At 39.0% G+C, this 20,716-nt stretch carries 23 protein-coding genes and 1 riboswitch; of the genes, 22 read left to right on the forward strand and 1 reads right to left on the reverse strand.

Features of this window, described 5'->3' with window-relative positions; translation table 11 throughout:
* Positions 1 to 4: 4 nt before the first annotated feature.
* From ACFX4R_RS19605 to ACFX4R_RS19705, 21 genes are all read left to right on the forward strand, one after another.
* Complete coding sequence (locus ACFX4R_RS19605) at positions 5 to 1,183, forward strand: acetyl-CoA C-acetyltransferase (protein ID WP_028409611.1); 1,179 nt, start codon at positions 5 to 7, stop codon at positions 1,181 to 1,183.
* A gap of 23 nt (positions 1,184 to 1,206) precedes the next feature.
* Positions 1,207 to 2,991 (forward strand): acyl-CoA dehydrogenase family protein, encoded by a 1,785-nt coding sequence (locus ACFX4R_RS19610; protein ID WP_043977255.1) that lies wholly within the window; start codon positions 1,207 to 1,209, stop codon positions 2,989 to 2,991.
* Between the two features lie 115 nt (positions 2,992 to 3,106).
* Complete coding sequence (locus ACFX4R_RS19615) at positions 3,107 to 3,463, forward strand: arsenate reductase family protein (RefSeq protein ID WP_377570109.1); 357 nt, start codon at positions 3,107 to 3,109, stop codon at positions 3,461 to 3,463.
* 135 nt (positions 3,464 to 3,598) lie between these two features.
* Positions 3,599 to 3,982 (forward strand): glycine cleavage system protein GcvH, encoded by a 384-nt coding sequence (gene gcvH / locus ACFX4R_RS19620; protein WP_013059655.1) that lies wholly within the window; start codon positions 3,599 to 3,601, stop codon positions 3,980 to 3,982.
* Positions 3,983 to 4,061: 79 nt separating this feature from the next.
* Positions 4,062 to 4,307 carry a YusG family protein gene (locus tag ACFX4R_RS19625; RefSeq protein ID WP_013059654.1) on the forward strand — a complete coding sequence of 82 codons (246 nt, stop codon included), beginning with the start codon at positions 4,062 to 4,064 and terminating at the stop codon, positions 4,305 to 4,307.
* Positions 4,308 to 4,488: 181 nt separating this feature from the next.
* On the forward strand, positions 4,489 to 4,839 hold the full coding sequence (locus tag ACFX4R_RS19630; RefSeq protein WP_025752660.1) for a toprim domain-containing protein: 351 nt from the start codon (positions 4,489 to 4,491) through the stop codon (positions 4,837 to 4,839).
* A gap of 14 nt (positions 4,840 to 4,853) precedes the next feature.
* On the forward strand, positions 4,854 to 5,153 hold the full coding sequence (locus ACFX4R_RS19635; RefSeq protein ID WP_043977253.1) for a thioredoxin family protein: 300 nt from the start codon (positions 4,854 to 4,856) through the stop codon (positions 5,151 to 5,153).
* Between the two features lie 180 nt (positions 5,154 to 5,333).
* A riboswitch (SAM riboswitch) is annotated at positions 5,334 to 5,441 on the forward strand.
* 131 nt (positions 5,442 to 5,572) lie between these two features.
* Positions 5,573 to 6,598, forward strand: coding sequence for a methionine ABC transporter ATP-binding protein (locus ACFX4R_RS19640; protein ID WP_043977252.1), 1,026 nt, complete (start codon positions 5,573 to 5,575; stop codon positions 6,596 to 6,598).
* Positions 6,591 to 7,259 carry a methionine ABC transporter permease gene (locus ACFX4R_RS19645; protein ID WP_013085342.1) on the forward strand — a complete coding sequence of 223 codons (669 nt, stop codon included), beginning with the start codon at positions 6,591 to 6,593 and terminating at the stop codon, positions 7,257 to 7,259. Before ACFX4R_RS19640 ends, ACFX4R_RS19645 begins: the two co-directional genes overlap by 8 nt.
* 17 nt (positions 7,260 to 7,276) lie before the next feature.
* The gene (locus ACFX4R_RS19650; protein ID WP_014457885.1) at positions 7,277 to 8,113 is read left to right on the forward strand and encodes a MetQ/NlpA family ABC transporter substrate-binding protein; all 837 of its coding nucleotides are present in this window, start codon (positions 7,277 to 7,279) and stop codon (positions 8,111 to 8,113) included.
* Between the two features lie 122 nt (positions 8,114 to 8,235).
* The gene (locus tag ACFX4R_RS19655) at positions 8,236 to 8,601 is read left to right on the forward strand and encodes a carboxymuconolactone decarboxylase family protein (protein WP_013059648.1); all 366 of its coding nucleotides are present in this window, start codon (positions 8,236 to 8,238) and stop codon (positions 8,599 to 8,601) included.
* Between the two features lie 239 nt (positions 8,602 to 8,840).
* Positions 8,841 to 9,626 (forward strand): Fe-S cluster assembly ATPase SufC, encoded by a 786-nt coding sequence (gene sufC / locus ACFX4R_RS19660; protein WP_013059647.1) that lies wholly within the window; start codon positions 8,841 to 8,843, stop codon positions 9,624 to 9,626.
* 17 nt (positions 9,627 to 9,643) lie between these two features.
* Entirely contained in the window at positions 9,644 to 10,951 is a 1,308-nt protein-coding gene (gene sufD / locus ACFX4R_RS19665; protein WP_043977250.1) for a Fe-S cluster assembly protein SufD, read from the forward strand.
* Positions 10,951 to 12,171 carry a cysteine desulfurase gene (locus tag ACFX4R_RS19670; protein ID WP_013059645.1) on the forward strand — a complete coding sequence of 407 codons (1,221 nt, stop codon included), beginning with the start codon at positions 10,951 to 10,953 and terminating at the stop codon, positions 12,169 to 12,171. Before sufD ends, ACFX4R_RS19670 begins: the two co-directional genes overlap by 1 nt.
* A complete protein-coding gene (gene sufU, locus ACFX4R_RS19675; protein WP_013085338.1) occupies positions 12,161 to 12,595 on the forward strand; it encodes a Fe-S cluster assembly sulfur transfer protein SufU in 435 nt (144 codons plus the stop codon). The genes ACFX4R_RS19670 and sufU overlap by 11 nt, the downstream gene beginning before the upstream one ends.
* A 45-nt stretch (positions 12,596 to 12,640) precedes the next feature.
* The gene (sufB, locus tag ACFX4R_RS19680; RefSeq protein WP_013059643.1) at positions 12,641 to 14,038 is read left to right on the forward strand and encodes a Fe-S cluster assembly protein SufB; all 1,398 of its coding nucleotides are present in this window, start codon (positions 12,641 to 12,643) and stop codon (positions 14,036 to 14,038) included.
* A 102-nt stretch (positions 14,039 to 14,140) separates the two neighbouring features.
* Complete coding sequence (locus tag ACFX4R_RS19685; RefSeq protein ID WP_377570112.1) at positions 14,141 to 14,995, forward strand: DUF72 domain-containing protein; 855 nt, start codon at positions 14,141 to 14,143, stop codon at positions 14,993 to 14,995.
* Positions 14,996 to 15,126: 131 nt separating this feature from the next.
* A complete protein-coding gene (locus tag ACFX4R_RS19690) occupies positions 15,127 to 15,429 on the forward strand; it encodes a YunC family protein (RefSeq protein WP_028409608.1) in 303 nt (100 codons plus the stop codon).
* Between the two features lie 89 nt (positions 15,430 to 15,518).
* Complete coding sequence (yunB, locus tag ACFX4R_RS19695) at positions 15,519 to 16,271, forward strand: sporulation protein YunB (RefSeq protein ID WP_013085335.1); 753 nt, start codon at positions 15,519 to 15,521, stop codon at positions 16,269 to 16,271.
* Between the two features lie 248 nt (positions 16,272 to 16,519).
* On the forward strand, positions 16,520 to 18,034 hold the full coding sequence (locus ACFX4R_RS19700; RefSeq protein WP_043977246.1) for a sodium-dependent transporter: 1,515 nt from the start codon (positions 16,520 to 16,522) through the stop codon (positions 18,032 to 18,034).
* Positions 18,034 to 18,150, forward strand: coding sequence for a methionine/alanine import family NSS transporter small subunit (locus tag ACFX4R_RS19705; protein WP_016765823.1), 117 nt, complete (start codon positions 18,034 to 18,036; stop codon positions 18,148 to 18,150). The genes ACFX4R_RS19700 and ACFX4R_RS19705 overlap by 1 nt, the downstream gene beginning before the upstream one ends.
* 30 nt (positions 18,151 to 18,180) lie before the next feature.
* Here the strand turns inward: ACFX4R_RS19705 and ACFX4R_RS19710 are convergent, their stop codons facing one another.
* Positions 18,181 to 19,182, reverse strand: coding sequence for a M23 family metallopeptidase (locus ACFX4R_RS19710; RefSeq protein WP_043977245.1), 1,002 nt, complete (start codon positions 19,180 to 19,182; stop codon positions 18,181 to 18,183).
* A 316-nt stretch (positions 19,183 to 19,498) separates the two neighbouring features.
* Here ACFX4R_RS19710 and lipA point away from each other — a divergent pair, with 316 nt between their 5' ends.
* The gene (lipA, locus tag ACFX4R_RS19715; RefSeq protein WP_013059637.1) at positions 19,499 to 20,398 is read left to right on the forward strand and encodes a lipoyl synthase; all 900 of its coding nucleotides are present in this window, start codon (positions 19,499 to 19,501) and stop codon (positions 20,396 to 20,398) included.
* Positions 20,399 to 20,716: the final 318 nt, after the last annotated feature.

Raw genomic sequence — 20,716 nt, forward strand, 5'->3', positions numbered from 1 at the left:
AAAAATGAGAGAAGCAGTTATTGTAGCAGGTGCTAGGACACCGGTTGGAAAAGCAAAAAAAGGTTCACTGGCAAGTGTTAGGCCTGATGATTTGGGAGCCATTGCGGTTAAAGAAACTCTTCGCCGAGCAGGCGGATACGAAGGACCAATTGATGATTTAATTATTGGTTGTGCGATGCCTGAAGCAGAACAAGGTTTGAATATGGCTCGAAATATTGGCGCTCTTGCGGGTTTGCCTTATACGGTGCCAGCAATAACGATTAATCGTTATTGTTCATCAGGTTTGCAAAGTATTGCCTACGGTGCAGAACGAATTATGCTAGGGCAAGCCAAAGCAGTGTTAGCTGGAGGAGCAGAATCAATGAGTTTTGTTCCGATGTTTGGAAACGTAGCGCGTCCAAATGTTCAGCTGGTTGAAAATGCGCCGGAATATTATATGGGCATGGGACATACAGCAGAACAAGTAGCGATGAAATACGGCATTTCACGTGAAGACCAGGATGCGTTTGCTGTACGCAGCCATCAAAAAGCAGCAAAAGCACTTCAAGAAGGGAAGTTTAACGACGAAATTGTTCCGGTGGAAGTGACGCTTCGAAAAGTGGATGAAAACAATAAGCTCCGTGAACAAAAGCTGATGTTCTCTCAAGATGAAGGAGTTCGTCCTGGCACAACTGCGGATGTATTAGGAAAACTTCGTCCAGCTTTTTCGGTTAAAGGATCCGTAACAGCTGGAAACTCTTCGCAGACAAGTGACGGAGCTGCATCCGTTTTTCTAATGGATAAAGAGCAAGCTGAAGCAGAAGGGTTAAAGCCTTTGCTTAAGTTTCGCTCATTTGCAGTTGGAGGAGTTCCGCCTGAAGTAATGGGGATTGGCCCGATAGCTGCCATTCCTAAAGCTCTTAAACTAGCAGGGCTGGAGCTTTCTGATATCGGATTGTTTGAATTAAATGAAGCATTTGCTTCTCAAGCACTTGGCGTTATTCGTGAATTAAATATTAATGAAGATAAAGTAAATGTAAACGGAGGCGCTATTGCCTTAGGTCATCCATTAGGCTGTACCGGAGCTAAGCTGACTCTTAGCTTAATGCACGAAATGCAGCGTCGAAATGAGCAGTTTGGAATTGTCACGATGTGTATTGGCGGAGGAATGGGAGCTGCTGGTGTATTTGAATTGTTAGCATAATCATTTCAAAGGGGGATATGAACATGTCAAATAAAACAAAACAAATGATTAAAGGTGGAAGCTTTTTAATTGAAGAAGGCGATGCAAGCCGCGTCTACACGCCGGAGGATTATACATCTGAACAAAAGATGATTGCCAAGACGACAGATGAATTTGTAGAAAATGAAGTCCTTCCACAAGTGGAATATTTAGAAAAGCATGAGTTTGACCGTTCTGTAAAGTTATTAAAACAAGCTGGTGAATTAGGTTTGCTTGGTGCAGATGTACCGGAAGAATACGGTGGACTCGGTTTAGATAAGATTACCTCGGCTTTAATTGCTGAAAAAATGTCTCGAGCAGGCGGATTTTCCATCACTCATGGTGCTCACGTAGGAATTGGGTCATTGCCAATCGTCTTATTTGGAACAGAAGAGCAAAAACAAGCATATTTACCTGCTTTAGCAGTTGGGGAAAAAATAGCAGCATATGCGTTAACAGAACCTGGTTCTGGTTCCGATGCCCTCGGTGCTCGCACAACAGCTCGCCTTAACGCAGAAGGCACACACTATGTGTTAAATGGAGAAAAGCAGTGGATTACAAATGCCGGATTTGCTGATGTGTTCGTCGTGTACGCGAAAATCGACGGCGATAAATTTTCTGCTTTTATCGTTGAACGCGAATTTCCAGGCGTATCGGTTGGACCGGAAGAGAAGAAGATGGGAATCAAGAGTTCATCAACAAGAACGTTGATTCTTGAAGATGCACTTGTTCCAAAAGAGAACGTGTTAGGTGAAGTGGGAAAAGGTCATGTGATTGCTTTTAACATTTTAAATATTGGGCGCTACAAGCTTGGAGTTGGAGCAGTTGGAGCAGGGAAACGTGCGTTAGAAATCACGTCTCAATATGTTAACCAGCGTCAGCAGTTTAAAACGCCAATCGCTAAATTTTCATTAACCCAAGAAAAATTAGCAACAATGGCTTCTAAATTATATGCAACTGAAAGCTCCGTCTATCGTACGGTAGGACTTTTTGAAGACCATATGGGCCAGCTTTCAGAAGAACAGCAAAAAGACGGAAAGCAAATTGCCGCTTCCATTGCTGAATATGCGATTGAATGCTCATTAAACAAAGTGTTTGCCACGGAATCTCTTGACTACATCGTAGATGAAGGCGTCCAGCTTCACGGAGGCTATGGTTTTATGAGTGAGTATGAAATTGAGCGCCTGTATCGTGATTCCCGCATTAACCGTATTTTTGAAGGAACAAATGAAATTAATCGACTCTTAGTACCAGGCACATATTTACGCAAAGCGCTAAAAGGAGAGCTTCCGCTGCTTCAAAAAGCACAAACGCTTCAAGAAGAATTGATGATGCTTATGCCGCAGGAAGTAGGAAATGAGCCGTTAGATCAAGAAAAAATGCTTGTGCAAAATGGAAAGAAAATTGCGCTCTTGCTTTTAGGTCTAGCTGCACAGAAGTATGGGAAAGAGTTAGAGAAAGAACAAGAAATTCTCGTTAATATTTCCGATATGATTAGTAACGTATATGCAATGGAATCCACTGTTTTACGTACTGAAAAAGCGATTTCCAAAACAGGTGCAGATCAAAACAGCTTGAAGGTAAAATATACGCAAGTATTTTGCCAAGAAGCATTTAATCGAATTGAAGCAGATGCAAAGGAAACGTTAATTGGCGTTGAACAAGGTGATACGCTTAGAGTCATGCTTTCGTCTCTTCGCAAGTTAACTCGCTATACACCAATTAATGTAATTAGTGTAAAGCGCGAGATTGCAAAAACGCTCCTAGAAGTAGAGAAGTTCACAGTTTAAGGGAAAAGGAGCTCGTTTTACGAGCTCCTTTTTGTTTAAGAAGCCTCTATCTAGGTAAATGATAAAGGATGTGTTAAAATACGAAAAAAGCTTAAAATAAAGGGTGGTTGACGAAATGTCATTATTTTTTTATTCATATCCAAAGTGTGGTACGTGCCGAAAAGCCAAGAAGAGGCTGGATGATAACGGAGTAGCGTATGAAGAAATCCATATTGTAGAAAACCCGCCAACAAAAGAGCAGCTGCAATCTTATTATCAGAACAGCGGCTTAGAATTAAAAAAATTCTTTAATACAAGCGGTAAAAAATATCGCGAATTAGGACTTAAAGATAAAGTAAGCAGTGCGAGTGAAGATGAACTTCTGTCGATTCTTGCGTCAGATGGCATGTTAATTAAGCGTCCGCTGCTAACAGATGGACAAAAAGTAACGCTTGGTTTCAAAGAAGAGCAGTTTGAGGACGTGTGGAAGTAAGTTTTCAAATAGAAAATTTTTACCTTTTACGTTACACTGTTAATAGGAAGTTATTTTAGGTTGTAGAAAGTGTTCTCCACGTTGAAGGCGCTTTTTATATAAACAAATTACGATACATATTTTGGAGGGATTAAGATGAGTACACCAAAAGATTTGCGTTATTCTGAAGAGCATGAATGGGTAAAAACAGAAGGAGACGTTGTCCGCGTAGGTATTACGCATTTCGCTCAAGCTGAGCTTGGCGACATCGTATTCGTTGAACTGCCAGAAGTAGGAGCAACAGTAGAAGCTGACGAGCCGTTTGGCAGCGTTGAATCAGTAAAAACAGTTTCTGAGCTTTACGCACCAATTAGCGGTGAAGTTGTAGCAGTAAACGACAACTTAAGCGATAGCCCTGAACTTGTTAATGAATCTCCATACGAAGAAGCATGGATGATTACAATCAAACCGTCTGATGCTTCTCAAGTAGATAAGCTAATGACAGCAGAGCAATACGAAGAAATGACAAACGAAGGATAATATTCCTCCATAAATTGTCTTTATGAAAAGTTTTTGACTGGACACTCTATTAGTAAACAAGCTAAAGGAGTGTCTTTTTATGTTTGAAAAACAAAAAATGGACGTTACAGATCGCGTTACAGCTAAATTTCATGACGGCGGTATGAAATTATATGTTGATAAGCAGCCAATTGGTGAAGTTAGTTACGGAACAAGCGGCAATGAATACCGCTTTGAAGAAGGTTATTCGCAAGAAAATAATAAGTTCTATCAATATACGGATGTACAAAAACAAGGTGAAACGCAAAAATATACAGACTGCGACGAAGAAGCAGGATGGTGCTAAACAGTGGCAACTGCCACTGTTTTTCTTGTCTTATGGAAACAATATGGCCTAAGCTGCTTTTTAAAACAGTTCTTTCTTGCAAATTTCTTTTAAAAAACAGGTGAACTGTGATACATTAACGAATATTGTATAGCATAAAGAAATGATGTTACTATACAACTGACGATTATGGGTGATGAAAATGGGGCTAATTGAAATTGAAAAAGTAATTATTGTCGAAGGAAAATCAGATAAAAAGCGTATCCAAGATATCATTCGAGAACCAATTGAAATTATCTGTACAAACGGTACGATTAGTTTATCAAAGCTGGATGAAATTATTGACTGTACGTTTAACAAAGAGGTATACATACTTGTTGACTCTGATGATTCAGGGAATAAGCTAAGAAAACAATTTAAACGAGAGCTTCCGGAAGCAGAGCATCTATATATTGATAAAATGTACCGAGAGGTTGCTGCCGCCCCTAGACATCACATAGCAACAGTATTACTGAGTGCCAATATCGATGTTAATGCAGAATTTTTAACATAAAAGGAATGAGCAACATGCAAGAATGGAGCGAAAAACAGCTTGAAGATCAGTTAAAAGAAGGACAAAGAACGTTTATCTTTTTCCATACACCTTTTTGCGGGACATGTCAGCTGGCAAAAAAAATGTTAACCGTAGCAGAAGCGATGCTGCCCGGTGTGACCATCGGAATGAGCAATTTAAATTATATGCCTTCAAAAGCAGAAATATTTTCAATTGAAAGTGTACCTTGTTTGATTGAAGTGAAAAATGGCGAAATGGTAAAAAAACTCTATGCGTTTCATTCCATCGAGCACGTACTTGAAGAGCTTCGATAATCAAACGTTTGTTTAAAATGAAGAAATTGAAAGAGAGTGAACCGTTGGGGCTGTTGGAATCTTGGGATATTATCCCAAGAACAAAACCTGTTGACAGCCTATCTGACACATGCTAAAATCACACTCATGAATGTTCATAAATGAATGAATATTTCCCAAAAACAAAATAATTGTTGCGAACTCTTATCAAGAGAGGTGGAGGGACTGAGCCCTGTGAAACCCGGCAACCGTCAGACTAACTGAAATGGTGCCAATTCCTGCAAAGCTATGTGCTTTGAAAGATGAGAGAAAGGATTAAATATCGAGCCTTTCTGTCATGCGCAGAGAGGCTTTTTTGATGGGGAAAATTGTTTTACGGCTTTTTCATCCTATAGGGCAACCTAACATAATTAAGTTTTTACTAAAGAAGGTGAAGAAATATGATTACATTAACAGACGTTACAAAAATTTATCAGGCCAAAAGTGGTCAAATAACAGCTGTTGATAATGTGAATCTAACCGTTAACCAAGGTGAAATTTACGGAATTATTGGTTATAGCGGAGCGGGGAAAAGTTCTTTAATTCGCTTGCTAAACGGGTTAGAAACACCAACGACAGGAACGGTCGAAGTAGCAGGTAATGATATTGGAAAAATTAAAGGCGGAAAACTCAGAAAAGCTAGACAAGAAATTAGTATGGTATTTCAGCACTTTAATATCTTGTGGTCGCGTACGGTGCGAGAAAATATTGCTTTTCCGTTAGAAATAGCAGGGATCTCAAAAGAAAAAAGAATGAAACGAGTAGACGAGCTTATCAAGTTAGTCGGGCTTGAAGGGCGTGAAAATGCTTATCCATCACAGCTTAGCGGTGGACAAAAGCAGCGTGTTGGTATTGCTCGAGCGCTAGCCAATAACCCAAAAGTATTGCTGTGTGATGAAGCAACATCAGCGCTTGATCCTCAAACGACAGATTCCATTTTAGATCTGTTAGTAGATATTAATGAGAAGCTAGGGTTAACCATTGTATTGATTACTCATGAAATGCATGTTATTCGTAAAATTTGTCATCGGGTAGCCGTTATGGAAAATGGGGCAGTGGTAGAAGAAGGACAAGTGCTAGAAGTATTCAGAAAACCTAAGCAGCCGATTACAAAACGGTTCGTTCAACAGATTTCTGAACCAGAAGAAACGTTTGAAACAATTGAACAAGTACAGGGGTTATATCCAAGCGGGCAAATTATTCAGCTTACGTTTGTTGGCGGAAAAGCAGAGCAACCGCTCATTACAACGATTTTAAAACAGTTTGATGTAACGATTAATATTTTGCAAGGAAAGATTTCTCATACACAAACAGGTTCATACGGGACGTTGTTCGTTCATTTAGACGGAGAATTAACAGAAGTTGAAAAAGTCATTGCATACATTCATGAGCAGCAGGTAGAAGTGGAGGTAATGACAAATGCTTGAGAAACTATTTCCGAACGTTATTTTAGATGATTTTATTCAAGCGACAAATGAAACACTATATATGACGGCTATTTCAGTTATAGCCACGTTTGTTCTAGGTATTTTATTGGGCTTGCTTTTATTTTTAACGTCCAAAGGACAGCTCTGGCAAAACAAACCTTTATATGCCATTGTGTCAGCAGTTGTAAATATCTTTCGTTCCATTCCATTCATTATTTTAATTGTTTTACTGATTCCATTTACCAAAGCATTGGTAGGAAGTATTTTAGGCGCTAATGCAGCGTTACCTGCTTTAATTGTGGGAGCAGCACCATTTTATGCGCGTCTTGTAGAAATTGGTCTGCGTGAAATTGATAAAGGTGTTATTGAAGCTGCTAAATCAATGGGAGCAACAACAAGCACTATTATCTTTAAAGTGCTGTTACCTGAATCGCTGCCAGCTTTAATTTCTGGTTTGACGGTAACAACGATTGCGCTAGTCGGCTATACGGCAATGGCGGGTGTGATTGGAGCTGGAGGTCTTGGGAATCTTGCATATTTAGAAGGATTCCAGCGCAGTCATAATGATGTAACGCTAGCTGCTACGATCTTAATTTTGATTATTGTATTTATTATCCAACTTATTGGAGATGCGATTACTGCAAAAATTGATAAAAGATAAAGGGAGGATTATTTATTATGAAAAAATGGCTTTCGGCTTTAGCACTAACATCTGCGCTAGTAGTAGGATTAGCTGCATGTGGATCTAACAATGGATCAAAAGATGAAAAGAAAATTGTTGTGGGTGCATCTAATACGCCTCATGCTGAAATTTTAGAACAAGCAAAACCGATTTTAGAAAAACAAGGAATCGACTTAGAAATTAAAAAATTCCAAGATTACATCTTACCGAACACAGCTCTTGCAAACAATGAAATTGATGCAAACTACTTCCAGCACGTTCCTTATATGAATTCAGTGCTGAAAGATCACAAGGGTGAAAAAGGGTATGATTTTGTAAGTGCCGGTGCCATTCACATTGAACCAATCGGTATCTACTCTAAAAAATACAAAAGCTTAAAAGATCTTCCGAAAAACGGCACAGTTATTATGCGTGATGCAGTAGCAGAGCAAGGACGTATTTTATCGATTTTTGAAAAAGCCGGCGTAATCAAATTAAAACCAGGCGTAAAGAAAACAGATGCACAAATTAAAGATATCGTAGAAAACCCGAAGAATTTAAAATTTAAAGCCGATGTTGAAGGCGGATTGCTACCTCAAATGTACAAAAATAATGAAGGTGACGCTGTTGTTATCAATGCTAACTATGCTATTGATGCTGGTTTAGATCCAGTAAAAGATCCAATCGCAGTGGAAAGCAAAGAAAATAACCCTTATGCAAACATCATTACGGTTCACAAAGGCGACGAAAATAAAGATACAGTGAAAGCTTTAGTGAAAGTTCTTCACTCTAAAGAAATTCAAGACTACATTAAAGAAAAATACAAAGGCGGAGTACTGCCGGTAAATAAATAATAGAAGAAAAGCGCTTGCCCACTCTGGGCAAGTGCTTTTTTTGTATGCGGGAAAACGAATAACTCTTATTTTTCTCACGCATACTAACCGTGAAAACTTTACTGATGATGGGAGCTGACGTTATGCAGCAAGAAGCACGTCATTCAACTGAGCAAGCACTTCATGATTATAAAATGGGTGTTGGGAAATTTAGCGAAAAATTGCCGGAAGTAACAAAAACGTTTAATGCGTTTACTGAAGCATGTTTTGGAGAAGGTTCTCTTTCTAAAAAAGAAAAGCAGTTAATCGCGCTAGGAATCAGCGTAGTAGCTCAAGACGAGTACTGTATGATTTATCATACAAAAGGCTGCATCGATCAAGGCGCAACTGAGCAAGAAATTTTAGAAGCATGCGGAGTGTCAGCAGCATTTGGCGGAGGCGCAGCGATGAGTCAGTCCGTTACGCTTGTCCAAGAGTGTATTTCAGAACTGACTAGTCATACGCACTAAGTAAATAAAGCGGGTAAAAAAGCTTGTCTTAGAAGGCTCTATGGAGTCTTTTAAGGCAACTTTTTTATGAGTGGATTTAGTCTTGAAAAACGTACATAATGGTTTAAAACCTTTTGGGTCAAAAGGTTGCTATAAGTTTTCATTTGTTATAAGATTGTAATGAGAATAAAATGAGAATAATTAAAAAGATATAGGTATATCGTTTTTTACTATATACGTCTATAACTGGAGGTTTTAATATGGCAGGGTCAACTTTAACAATTAAAGATCTTCATGTTGCAATTGAAGGTAAAGAAATTTTAAAAGGTGTTAATTTAGAAGTTAAGGGCGGCGAAATCCATGCAATCATGGGACCAAACGGTACTGGTAAATCAACATTATCTTCAGCAATCATGGGACATCCTAAATACGAGGTTACACAAGGAAGCATCACGCTAGACGGCGAAGATGTACTTGAGATGGAAGTAGATGAGCGCGCTCGTGCAGGTCTATTCCTAGCTATGCAATATCCAAGTGAAATCAGCGGGGTAACAAATGCTGACTTCTTACGTTCAGCAATTAATGCTCGTCGTGAAGAAGGCGAAGAAATTTCACTAATGAAATTCATCCGTCAATTAGACAAAAACATGGATTTCTTAGAGATGGATCAAGACATGGCTCAGCGTTACCTAAACGAAGGTTTCTCTGGCGGTGAGAAGAAACGTAATGAAATTCTGCAATTAATGATGCTTCAACCAGGAATTGCAATTTTAGATGAAATCGACTCTGGTTTAGATATCGATGCGTTAAAAGTTGTATCAAAAGGTATTAATGAACTGCGCGGCAGCGAGTTTGGTTGCTTAATGATTACTCACTACCAACGTTTACTAAACTACATTACACCAGATAAAGTTCACGTTATGATGCAAGGTCGCGTTGTAAAATCAGGCGGACCAGAATTAGCACAGCGTCTAGAGGCAGAAGGTTATGATTGGATCAAACAAGAATTAGGTATTGAAGACGAAACTGTAGAGCAAGAAGCTTAAGAGTTAGGAGGATCTCTATGACTATTGATACGAAATTACCATTTGATCAAGAGTACATCAGCAGCTTTTCAAAAGAAGCTAATGAACCAAGTTGGCTGCTAGATCTTCGCTTACAAGCTCTTGCGAAAGCAGAAGATCTTGCACTTCCAAAGCCAGATAAAACAAACATTTCGAAATGGAACTTTACTGCATTTGACAAGCACACTTCACAGGCAAGCACAATCTCATCTGTAGACGAGCTTCCAGAAGTGGTTAAAGCATTGATTGATACAGAAGCTGTTAAAAATCTATATGTTCAGCGTGACCAAACAGCTGCATATTCAACATTAACAGAAGAGCTAAAGTCTCAAGGCGTTATCTTTACAGATATTCAAACAGCTGCTAAAGAGCATAGCGACCTTGTCGAGAAGTACTTCATGAAAGACGGAGTTAAAGTAGATGAGCACCGTTTAACTGCATTAAACGCAGCGTTATTAAACGGCGGTGTATTCGTGTACGTTCCTAAAAATGTAGAAGTACAAGAGCCGCTTCAAGCTGTATTTGTCCGTGAAGATGAAGAAGCTGCTTTATTCAACCATGTGATTGTTGTAGCTGAAGACAACAGCTCAGTAACATATGTAGAAAACTACATTGCTACTGCTGAAGAGTCAAAAGGTGTTGTCAATATCGTGACGGAAGTATTTGCTAACAGCAATGCAAAAGTAACATTTGGGGCTGTTGACTACTTAGCTAAAGGCACAACTACTTATGTGAACCGCCGTGGCGTAGCGGGCAAAGATGGTCGCATTGAGTGGGCTTTAGGCTTAATGAGTGAAGGAAATACAGTTTCAGAAAATACAACGTATCTAATGGGCGACGGTTCATATGGAGATACAAAAACGGTAACAGTTGGACGTGGAGAACAGTCTCAAAACTTAACAACAAGTATCGTACATTTTGGAAAACATTCTGAAGGCTACATTTTAAAACACGGCGTTATGAAAGAAAGCGCGTCTTCAATCTTTAACGGTATCGGTAAAATTGAACACGGTGCTTCTAAATCAAACGCTGAGCAAGAATCTCGTGTGTTAATGTTAAGTGAAAAAGCACGTGGAGACGCAAACCCAATTCTTCTAATTGATGAAGACGATGTAACAGCAGGACACGCTGCATCTGTTGGACGCGTAGATCCAATTCAGCTTTATTACTTAATGAGCCGCGGTATTCCGCAAACAGAAGCAGAACGTCTAGTTATCCACGGGTTCTTAGCACCAGTTGTAAACGAGTTGCCAATCGAAACGGTTAAAAAGCAATTAACAGATTTAATTGAAAGGAAAGTTCGATAATGAATATCTCTGATATTCGTAAACAATTTCCTATTTTAGACCAAGAGGTAAATGGCAGCCCGCTCGTTTATTTAGACAGTGCAGCAACTTCACAAAAGCCGCTTGCTGTAATTGAAGCAATTGAGAAGTATTATAAAGAATATAACTCAAACGTACACCGAGGTGTTCACACGCTTGGTACAAGAGCAACAGACGGATATGAAGGCGCTCGTGAAAAGGTTCGTAAGTTTATTAATGCAAAATCAACGGAAGAGATTATCTTTACGCGCGGTACAACGACAGCTCTTAATACAGTAGCTGCAAGCTATGGCCGTGCTAATCTCAAACCTGGTGATGAAATTGTGATTACTTATATGGAGCATCACAGCAACATCATTCCTTGGCAGCAAGTTGCCAAGGAAACAGGTGCAACGTTAAAATATATTTCATTAACAGAAGATCATGCACTTTCACTAGAAGAGGTAAAAAGCACGATTACATCCAACACCAAAATTGTATCGATTATGCAAGTATCTAACGTATTGGGCACGATTAACCCAGTAAAAGAGATTGCAGAAATTGCACATGCTAACGGTGCAGTAATGGTTGTGGATGGTGCGCAAAGTACGCCTCATATGAAGGTGGATGTACAAGATTTAGACTGTGATTTCTTTGCTTTCTCTGGACACAAAATGGGCGGACCGACTGGAATTGGCGCTCTTTATGGAAAGAAAGAGCTTCTTGAAAAAATGGAACCAATCGAGTTTGGCGGCGAAATGATTGACTTCGTAAACCTATACGAATCAACGTGGAAAGAGCTTCCTTGGAAATTTGAAGGAGGTACGCCAATCATTGCAGGTGCAATTGGTTTAGGTGCAGCGATTGATTTCTTAGAAGAAGTTGGTTTAGATAATATTCAAGCACATGAGCACAAGTTAGCGCAGTATGCACTGGATCGCTTATCGCAAGTAGATGGAATTACGATTTACGGACCGAAAGAGCGAGCGGGTGTTGTGACGTTTAATATTGAAGATGTGCATCCGCACGACGTTGCAACAGTAGTAGACGCTGATGGAATTGCGATTCGTGCAGGTCATCACTGTGCGCAGCCGCTGATGAAATATTTAAACGTATCTTCTACTGCACGTGCAAGCTTCTATTTGTATAACACGGAAGAAGAAGTAGATAAATTGGTGTCATCATTAATAAAAACGAAGGAGTATTTTACAAATGGCTTTTAATAATTTAGATACTCTCTATCGTCAAGTAATTATGGACCATTATAAAAATCCGCGTAATCGTGGAACGTTGAATGAAGATACTGTGAACATTCATATGAATAACCCGACTTGTGGAGACCGCATTGAACTTTCTTTAAAAGTAGAGGACGGCAAAGTGGTGGATGCAAAGTTCGAAGGCGAAGGATGTTCAATTTCAATGTCATCAGCTTCAATGATGACACAAGCAATTAAAGGTCAAGAAGTAGACAAAGCGTTTAAAATGGCCCATATCTTCTCTGACATGATGCAAGGTAAAGAGTATGATGATAGTATAGATTTAGGAGATATTGAAGCACTTCAAGGTGTAGCAAAATTTCCTGCGCGTATTAAATGTGCAACACTAGCGTGGAAAGCGATGGAAAAAGGTCTTAACGAACAAAAATAAGACCTTCATTCATTCCCAATCCTATCAAGTAGGGGGTAATAAAAGATGGCTAAAAAAATGCCAGAAATCGGCGATTATAAATATGGATTTTCCGATAAAGACGTATCAATTTTCCGCTCAAAACGCGGTTTAACGAAAGAAATCGTAGAAGAAATTTCTCGTATGAAAGAGGAACCACAATGGATGCTTGACTTCCGTTTGAAATCTCTAGAGCACTTCTACAACATGCCAATGCCACAGTGGGGCGGAGACATGGCAAGCTTAGACTTTGATGAAATTACGTACTACGTAAAACCATCTGAGAAGTCTGAACGCTCTTGGGATGAAGTTCCTGAAGAAATTAAACAAACGTTTGATAAACTAGGTATTCCTGAAGCAGAGCAAAAGTATCTTGCGGGTGTATCAGCTCAGTACGAATCTGAAGTTGTTTATCACAATATGAAAGAAGATCTTGAAGCACAAGGTATCGTATTTAAAGATACGGATACGGCGCTAAAAGAAAACGAAGATATTTTCCGTGAGCATTTTGGAAAAGTTATCCCGCCAACGGATAACAAATTCTCTGCACTTAACTCGGCGGTTTGGTCTGGTGGATCATTCATTTACGTACCAAAAGGCGTAAAAGTAGATACACCATTACAAGCTTATTTCCGTATTAACTCTGAAAATATGGGACAGTTTGAGCGTACGTTAATTATTGCTGATGAAGGCTCACACGTTCACTATGTAGAGGGCTGTACAGCACCTGTTTATACAACAAACTCTCTTCACAGTGCCGTTGTAGAGATCATCATCAAAAAAGATGCGTATTGCCGCTATACAACAATTCAAAACTGGGCGAACAACGTATACAACCTTGTAACAAAACGCGCGGTTTGTGAAGCAAATGCAACAATGGAATGGATTGATGGAAACATCGGTTCTAAGTTAACAATGAAATATCCAGCTGTTATCTTAAAAGGTGAAGGTGCACGTGGTATGACATTATCTATTGCCCTTGCTGGTAAAGGACAGCACCAAGATGCTGGTGCAAAAATGATTCACTTAGCACCGAACACATCTTCAACGATCGTATCAAAATCAATTTCAAAACAAGGCGGTAAAGTAACATACCGCGGTATCGTACACTTCGGCCGTAAAGCAGAAGGTGCACGTGCGAACATTGAGTGTGATACGCTGATTATGGATAATCAATCAACTTCTGATACAATTCCGTACAATGAGATTTTAAATGACAACATCTCACTTGAGCATGAAGCGAAGGTATCGAAAGTATCTGAAGAACAATTATTCTATCTAATGAGCCGCGGTATTTCTGAAGAAGAAGCAACAGAAATGATTGTAATGGGCTTTATTGAGCCATTTACAAAAGAGCTTCCAATGGAATATGCAGTAGAAATGAACCGTCTAATCAAATTTGAAATGGAAGGTTCAATCGGTTAATAATAGATCAAAACTCGTTTGCTGTTTATGCAAACGAGTTTTTTTGTATCGTTTGTATTAAAATAAAGAAAAGCGAAGCTAAGAACATAGAGGAGGAGTGGCATGATTTATATTGGAGTTACAGGCTGGGGAGATCATGATTCATTATATGAAGCGGGGGTTTCATCAAGAGACAAGCTTGCCGTATATGCAGGCCATTTTCCAATTGTTGAAGTCGATTCATCTTTTTATGCAATTCAACCAACATCAAATGTAGAAAAATGGGTGAACGATACACCGGAATCTTTTCGTTTTGTGGTAAAAGCCTATCAAGGTATGACAGGCCATATGAGAGAAGGAAATCCGTTTGATAGCAAAGAAGAAATGTTTCATGCGTTTTTAGAATCAGTGAAGCCTTACGTAACATCGAATAAGCTTGGTATGATTTTATTTCAAATGCCACCCTGGTTTGACTGTACAAAAGAAAATGTAGCCTATTTGAGATATAGCCGCGAGAAGTTTGGCAATTTGCCAGTAGCGCTTGAGTTTCGAAATCAATCTTGGTTTAAGCCATTTTTCTACGATAAAACGCTGACGTTTATGGAACAAGAGAAGTGGATTCACGGTATTTGTGATGAACCGCAGGCAGGAGAAGGCTCTATTCCTATTGTGATTCATGCTACAGATAAACAGAAAACACTTATCCGTTTTCACGGACGAAACGTACACGGTTGGAATAAGCCCGCAGAAGGCAATTGGCGAGCAGTAAGGTTTTTGTATCGTTACAATGAAAAAGAGCTCCTAGAGTGGAAAGAACGGCTTGAAAAGCTACAAAAACAAACGAAGGACATTTACCTGTTATTTAATAATAACTCGGGCGGAGATGCTGTACATAATGCCAAACAGCTCATGAGTTTATTAAATATTGAATATGAGAATTTAGCTCCTAAACAATTAGATTTTTTTAATGAATTTTAGAACTGAGTCCTATAAAAGTTTATATAAATAAGGAAGAAGGAATATAAACGTCAAATAGGTAGAAAAGTATATGTAAAACCTCACTTTTTTCTTTCAAAATCATAAATTGATTAAGAAAGGAGTGAGTTACTATGATTACCTTAGTGCCTATCGTAATTGAAGGTCATACGTTTAATGCAGTTACCGTATTGCTGCCAAAAACAACTCTGTTAACAATCTCATCAGATAAAGGGTACATTATGTGCGGAGCACTAGACGTAGGTCTATTAAATGATAAATTAGCTGATCGTCAAATAATAGCTGGAAGAGCTGTAGGTGTACGTACAATTGAGCAGCTTCTTGAAGCGCCTCTTGAATCTGTAACGCTTGAAGCTGAAAAAAGAGGGATTTTTAAAGGGACAATTGGTAAAGATGCTTTATTGAAAATGCTTTAATATAGTGGAAAATTTAAGATAAAACTTTTTAAAAGAAGCGTGAACCTCCTTATACATGCATACATATAGCTTGTAAGGAGGGATTTTTTTTGGTTAAACTTCGTCGGAAATTAACAAGAAAAGGCCCGCTTCCTTTTCGCTACGTTCTGTTGCTCACCTTTCTTTTTTTTATGCTTTCCACAGGGGTAGGATTATGGCTAATTAATAGAGGGATTGAACCGACGTTAATGAAATATGCTGAAGCACAAACAAAAGAGATTGCAACTTTAGTTATTAATAAAGCGGTGAATAAACAGGTACTTGATCAACTGGACGTAGATGTTATTAAAGTGGAATCCACACCTAACGGTCAAGTAGCCAAAATTGACACAGCGCTTGTAAATCGGGTCAGAGCTCAAACTACGTCATTTGTCCAGGCTAACTTAAAAGAAGCAGAGAAAGGGAATTTAGATGCACTTGAACTTCCAACAGATATTCGTATTGAAAAAAGTGAAAAGTTGCGGAATCAAGGAATTGTATACCAAGTTCCGCTTGGGCAAGCGACTAATAATGCGCTGCTTGGAAATCTAGGTCCGCTGATTCCGGTTAAATTTCATGCTATTGGTGACGTTCAAACAGACGTAGTGCGAAAAATCGAAGAGTATGGAATAAATAATGCGTTTCTTGAAGTATCTATCAAAGTAAAAGTAAACATGCAAATCATTATCCCATTTGCAACTAAAAAAACAACCGTTACGGCTACAATCCCGGTCGGAGGCACCGTTATTCCTGGAAACGTTCCTGACTATTTTAACGGTGGAAACTCGTCTTCTCCGGCGATTGAACTTCCGAAGAAAAATTAACAATATTATATTAACGTGATAAAGTATTATTAAAAAAGCAGGTGCGGAAGTTCAAAAAGACTTTCATACTTGCTTTTATTCATTAGAAAATTTGTCTGAATTTTCTATAAAAAATATTTTGACATACTATCTTCTCCCTTCTATAATTTGAGATAGGAAGTTATAGAAAGAATAATCTAAAAATTATAAAAATTCTCGGTGATCTACGATAAAAAGAGAGTAGGGAGAGAACAAGAGGGGGAATTACAGTGGAAAATAGGCCGCAGTGGGGATCGAGAGCAGGGTTTATTTTAGCAGCAGCAGGTTCAGCAATTGGACTAGGGAATATATGGAGGTTTCCAGCTACTGCATATGAAAACGGAGGAGGAGCATTTTTTCTTCCCTATTTATTTGCTTTGTTGACGGCAGGAATTCCTATTTTAATCATGGAGTTTGCTATAGGTCATAAATATAAAGGTTCTTCTCCTTTATCATTAGCGAGACTAAGTCCAAAGGCTGAGTGGCTAGGCTGGTGGCAAGTAGCTATTTCCTTTTTTATTTCAGTTTACTATTCCGTTATTATCGCGTGGGCGATGTCGTATTTTATCTTTTCATTTAAGTTAAGCTGGGGAAAGGATACGGAAGCGTTTCTATATGGAGATTACTTAAAGTTAGCTGAAGCACCAGGACAAACAGGAAGCATCGTATTACATGTTTTAATTCCGCTTGTACTTGTATGGATTGTCACGTTAGGTGTGTTATTAAAAGGAATCAAAAAAGGAATTGAAGCGGCAAACAAAATCTTTTTACCAACACTAATTGTTCTATTTTTAATCATCGTTATTCGAGCAGTAACATTGGACGGAGCAATGGAAGGTCTGCACGCTTTCTTTAAACCAAACTGGAGCGCAATTGGAGATGGAAAGGTTTGGATTGCGGCATATGGTCAGATTTTCTTTAGTTTATCTGTTGGTTTTGCTATTATGATCACTTATTCCAGTTACCTTCCAAAAAAATCTGATTTAACTAATAATGCGTTTATTACTGGATTCGGTAATTCCGCTTTTGAATTACTAGCAGGAATCGGTGTGTTTAGCGCACTTGGTTTTATGGCTACTCAGCAAGGTATCCCAATCGATAAGGTGGTTCAGGGAGGGGTAGGACTAGCCTTTGTTGTTTTCCCGCAAATTATTAATGAATTTCCGGCCTTTAAACAGCTGTTTGGAATGTTATTTTTTGCTTCCTTAACATTAGCAGGATTAACGTCGCTTATTTCAATTATTGAAACCTTTGTAGCAGGCATTCAAGATAAATTTACTATCTCACGTACAAAAGCTGTATTAATAGGCGGAGGAATCGCTTCAATTTGCTCGCTGTTATTTGCAACACAAGGCGGACTTTATTTCTTAGATGTGGTCGACTATTTCATTAATAACTTCGGAGTTGCTTTAGCAGGCTTAGTAGAAGTTGTATTAGTTGCTTGGGTATTTAAAAAGTTGAGCAGCCTTCAGCAGCATGCAAATGAAGTCTCTGATATCCGAATCGGATCATGGTGGAAGATATGTTTAGGAGTCGTTACACCACTTGTACTTGGGTATATGATGTTTGATAACTTCCGGAAAAATATTTCGGAAAATTACGAGCAGTATGCAACGACTTTTGTAGGTCCTTTTGGTTGGGGCGTGGCAGCTCTGGCTGTTATTTTAGGAATTGTTTTCTCTTTTGCACGATGGAAAGATGGGACGATCCGTTTATCAGTTAAAGAGAAGGGGGTTTCTAAATAATGGATGGAAGTTCAATTACAATGATGGTTGTAGGAATGGTCATCATATGGGGCGGCTTGGCCGCGAGTATTGCTCATGCTGTGAAAAAAGCAAAAGAAAGCAAAGCGTCAGGATAAAAAAACAGGAAGCGTCGGCTTCCTGTTTTTTTATTTTTTCTTTAGTTCTAAACGATCATTTCTTTCCCACGTTCTTAACTGAGGATATGGGTCAAACGACCACTCATTTTTGCCGTTATCTTTATACATTCCATAATGCAAGTGAGGAGGGAATTTCCCAGAAGTCCCAGGAGGTCCATAACCGGAACTTCCTACTCCGCCAATGAGCGTTCCTGGTTCTACAATTTGTCCTACTTTTAAATTTTTTGCAAATCCGCTTAAATGAGCTAAATAGTGATAGTTATTATGAAGGTCACGAATACCGATTCGCCAGCCTCCATATTTATTCCATCCTTTAAGCTCAATAATGCCATAGCAAGGGGATTTTACTGGAACTCCGTAATCTGCAAAAATGTCTGTTCCTTCATGAATTCGTTTGCCACCCCAGCCGCGCGCATCTCCCCATGTACTTCGATAACTGTAGTTCGCACGGAGAGGCACCGGAAATGAAGAACCTTTTAAATCAATCCGACCGTAATGGCGAAAAATTTTGGCATTCCCTAAAATAATATCAACTGCTTTAGCCCGGTGATAATAGTTCCAAAGCGCAATTTTAATATAGTCTTCGGACACCCCGAACGTCCGAATATAATCTGCCATTGTAAAAAGCATATCTTCATCATTAAATTGGTCTGCTTTTTTGTCTCCGTTCCCATCTTTGCCCATTCCCCCGAGCAGAGAAATAGTAAGTGGGTTTGTATCTTCCAAATTTGGATTTAAAGAACCTGACCATTTTTCTGGAGGATAATAAATGGCGATCGCGCCTTTTTCTCTTGGAATATCTTTATGAGAGCGTCGAATATTTCGTTCATACTGGTCAATCCCAGCAAAGTAGTACCAAGGAATTGTAGTAGCGGCTTCCATTTGTTTATACAGCTCTAATCTCTTTTGAATAAGCATTTTTTCTTGATCTGCTGATGATTCAGCTATTACATGGTGCCATCCTGTGAATATAGACATGAACATAAAAAGTAAGATAATCGTTTTGCGCATCGTGTTTCCCCCTTTCTAAAGATAGTGTGTAATACTAGTTTGCAGCGAGAAAAAAGATTTCATAAATATTAATTAATGGAAATCGCTTCAAAACTTTTTTAAAGAATTTTATTCAGAAGATAAATGGAAATTATACGGAGGATGAAAACGCACGCATTTGAATGGGAAATAGAAGAAAACTGAGGAAAATAAAGAGCAGACAACTTGTCGAATCTCACTTTTTTATGATAAAGTGACATATAGTTATGTTTTTAATATGTAGTTAAAATTAAGCATATAGGTTATAGACATTTTCTAGATTGGTGGAGTTGATAATATGGCAACAAAAGAAGAGCATGTCCGCAAACCCGAGTGGCTGAAGATTAAGCTAAACACAAACGAAAATTACACAGGCTTAAAGAAAATGATGCGTGAGAAAAACCTTCATACAGTTTGTGAAGAAGCAAGATGTCCGAATATTCATGAGTGTTGGGCTGTTCGTCGTACGGCAACTTTTATGATTTTGGGAGAAGTATGTACACGTGCCTGTCGTTTTTGCGCGGTTAAGACAGGTTTACCAACAGAATTAGATTTAGAAGAGCCAGAACGCGTAGCGGATTCTGTTCAGCTAATGAACTTAAAACATGCGGTTATTACAGTAGTAGCTCGCGATGATTTAAAAGACGGAGGAGCAAGCGTATTAGCTGAAACAATTCGTGCGATTCGTCGTAAAAATCCATTCACAACAATTGAAGTATTGCCTTCTGATATGGGCGGTGTGGAAGAGAATTTACGTATTGTAATGGACGCGCGTCCTGATATTTTAAATCATAATATTGAAACAGTGCGCAGCCTTACGCCTCGTGTTCGTGCTCGTGCTAAATATGAGCGTTCTCTTGAGTTCCTTCGCCGTGCAAAAGAAATGCAGCCGGATATCCCTACGAAATCAAGTATCATGCTTGGTCTAGGAGAAACAAAAGAAGAAATTATTGAAACGATGGATGATTTGCGTGCGAATAATGTAGATATTATGACGCTAGGCCAATATCTACAGCCAACTAAAAAGCACATAAAAGTTCAAAAATATTACCATCCAAATGAATTTGAAGAGCTAAAAGAAATTGCATTATCAAAAGGATTCAGCCATGTTGAAGCAGGTCCTCTTGTACGTTCTTCTTACCATGCAGATGAGCAAGTTAACGCTGCTGCAAAAAACAAAGCACAAGAAAGCAAATAAGGTAAAAAGAGGCTGGAACAAAAGTAGTTTAGCCGAAGTGAAAAATGAACCACTAATCAAACTGTTTGATTAGTGGTTCGTTTTTTTGTTACGGTTAACGTAAAATTTATCTGTTTTGTTCCTTCTAGCAGTTGATTAGAGGGCAAGGCGAAGACTCCTGCGGGAACAGCGGAACAGGTGAGACCCCACAGGAGCGCAAGCGACGAGGAGGCTCAGCGGCCGCCCGCGGAAAGCGAAGCCTTGCACGGAAATCAACTGCGGTGTCACAAGCGGTTCAGCTCATGTGTCTCATTTCTTCGTCTTTCGATTACATTCTTT

The sequence above is a fragment of the Priestia sp. YIM B13490 genome, from assembly GCF_042787735.1.
Lineage (GTDB): Bacteria > Bacillota > Bacilli > Bacillales > Bacillaceae_H > Priestia > Priestia megaterium.

What these genes read in the sequence shown, in the direction of transcription:
- ACFX4R_RS19615 (WP_377570109.1), top strand. Translation starts at nt 3,107, where the DNA reads ATGTCATTATTTTTTTATTCATATCCAAAGTGTGGTACGTGCCGAAAA.
- gcvH (WP_013059655.1), top strand. Translation starts at nt 3,599, where the DNA reads ATGAGTACACCAAAAGATTTGCGTTATTCTGAAGAGCATGAATGGGTA.
- ACFX4R_RS19605 (WP_028409611.1), top strand. Translation starts at nt 5, where the DNA reads ATGAGAGAAGCAGTTATTGTAGCAGGTGCTAGGACACCGGTTGGAAAA.
- sufC (WP_013059647.1), top strand. Translation starts at nt 8,841, where the DNA reads ATGGCAGGGTCAACTTTAACAATTAAAGATCTTCATGTTGCAATTGAA.
- sufU (WP_013085338.1), top strand. Translation starts at nt 12,161, where the DNA reads ATGGCTTTTAATAATTTAGATACTCTCTATCGTCAAGTAATTATGGAC.
- sufB (WP_013059643.1), top strand. Translation starts at nt 12,641, where the DNA reads ATGGCTAAAAAAATGCCAGAAATCGGCGATTATAAATATGGATTTTCC.
- ACFX4R_RS19670 (WP_013059645.1), top strand. Translation starts at nt 10,951, where the DNA reads ATGAATATCTCTGATATTCGTAAACAATTTCCTATTTTAGACCAAGAG.
- ACFX4R_RS19635 (WP_043977253.1), top strand. Translation starts at nt 4,854, where the DNA reads ATGCAAGAATGGAGCGAAAAACAGCTTGAAGATCAGTTAAAAGAAGGA.
- ACFX4R_RS19655 (WP_013059648.1), top strand. Translation starts at nt 8,236, where the DNA reads ATGCAGCAAGAAGCACGTCATTCAACTGAGCAAGCACTTCATGATTAT.
- ACFX4R_RS19690 (WP_028409608.1), top strand. Translation starts at nt 15,127, where the DNA reads ATGATTACCTTAGTGCCTATCGTAATTGAAGGTCATACGTTTAATGCA.
- ACFX4R_RS19640 (WP_043977252.1), top strand. Translation starts at nt 5,573, where the DNA reads ATGATTACATTAACAGACGTTACAAAAATTTATCAGGCCAAAAGTGGT.
- ACFX4R_RS19710 (WP_043977245.1), bottom strand. Translation starts at nt 19,182, where the DNA reads ATGCGCAAAACGATTATCTTACTTTTTATGTTCATGTCTATATTCACA.
- ACFX4R_RS19645 (WP_013085342.1), top strand. Translation starts at nt 6,591, where the DNA reads ATGCTTGAGAAACTATTTCCGAACGTTATTTTAGATGATTTTATTCAA.
- ACFX4R_RS19630 (WP_025752660.1), top strand. Translation starts at nt 4,489, where the DNA reads ATGGGGCTAATTGAAATTGAAAAAGTAATTATTGTCGAAGGAAAATCA.
- ACFX4R_RS19685 (WP_377570112.1), top strand. Translation starts at nt 14,141, where the DNA reads ATGATTTATATTGGAGTTACAGGCTGGGGAGATCATGATTCATTATAT.
- ACFX4R_RS19625 (WP_013059654.1), top strand. Translation starts at nt 4,062, where the DNA reads ATGTTTGAAAAACAAAAAATGGACGTTACAGATCGCGTTACAGCTAAA.
- ACFX4R_RS19610 (WP_043977255.1), top strand. Translation starts at nt 1,207, where the DNA reads ATGTCAAATAAAACAAAACAAATGATTAAAGGTGGAAGCTTTTTAATT.
- ACFX4R_RS19650 (WP_014457885.1), top strand. Translation starts at nt 7,277, where the DNA reads ATGAAAAAATGGCTTTCGGCTTTAGCACTAACATCTGCGCTAGTAGTA.
- lipA (WP_013059637.1), top strand. Translation starts at nt 19,499, where the DNA reads ATGGCAACAAAAGAAGAGCATGTCCGCAAACCCGAGTGGCTGAAGATT.
- ACFX4R_RS19705 (WP_016765823.1), top strand. Translation starts at nt 18,034, where the DNA reads ATGGATGGAAGTTCAATTACAATGATGGTTGTAGGAATGGTCATCATA.
- sufD (WP_043977250.1), top strand. Translation starts at nt 9,644, where the DNA reads ATGACTATTGATACGAAATTACCATTTGATCAAGAGTACATCAGCAGC.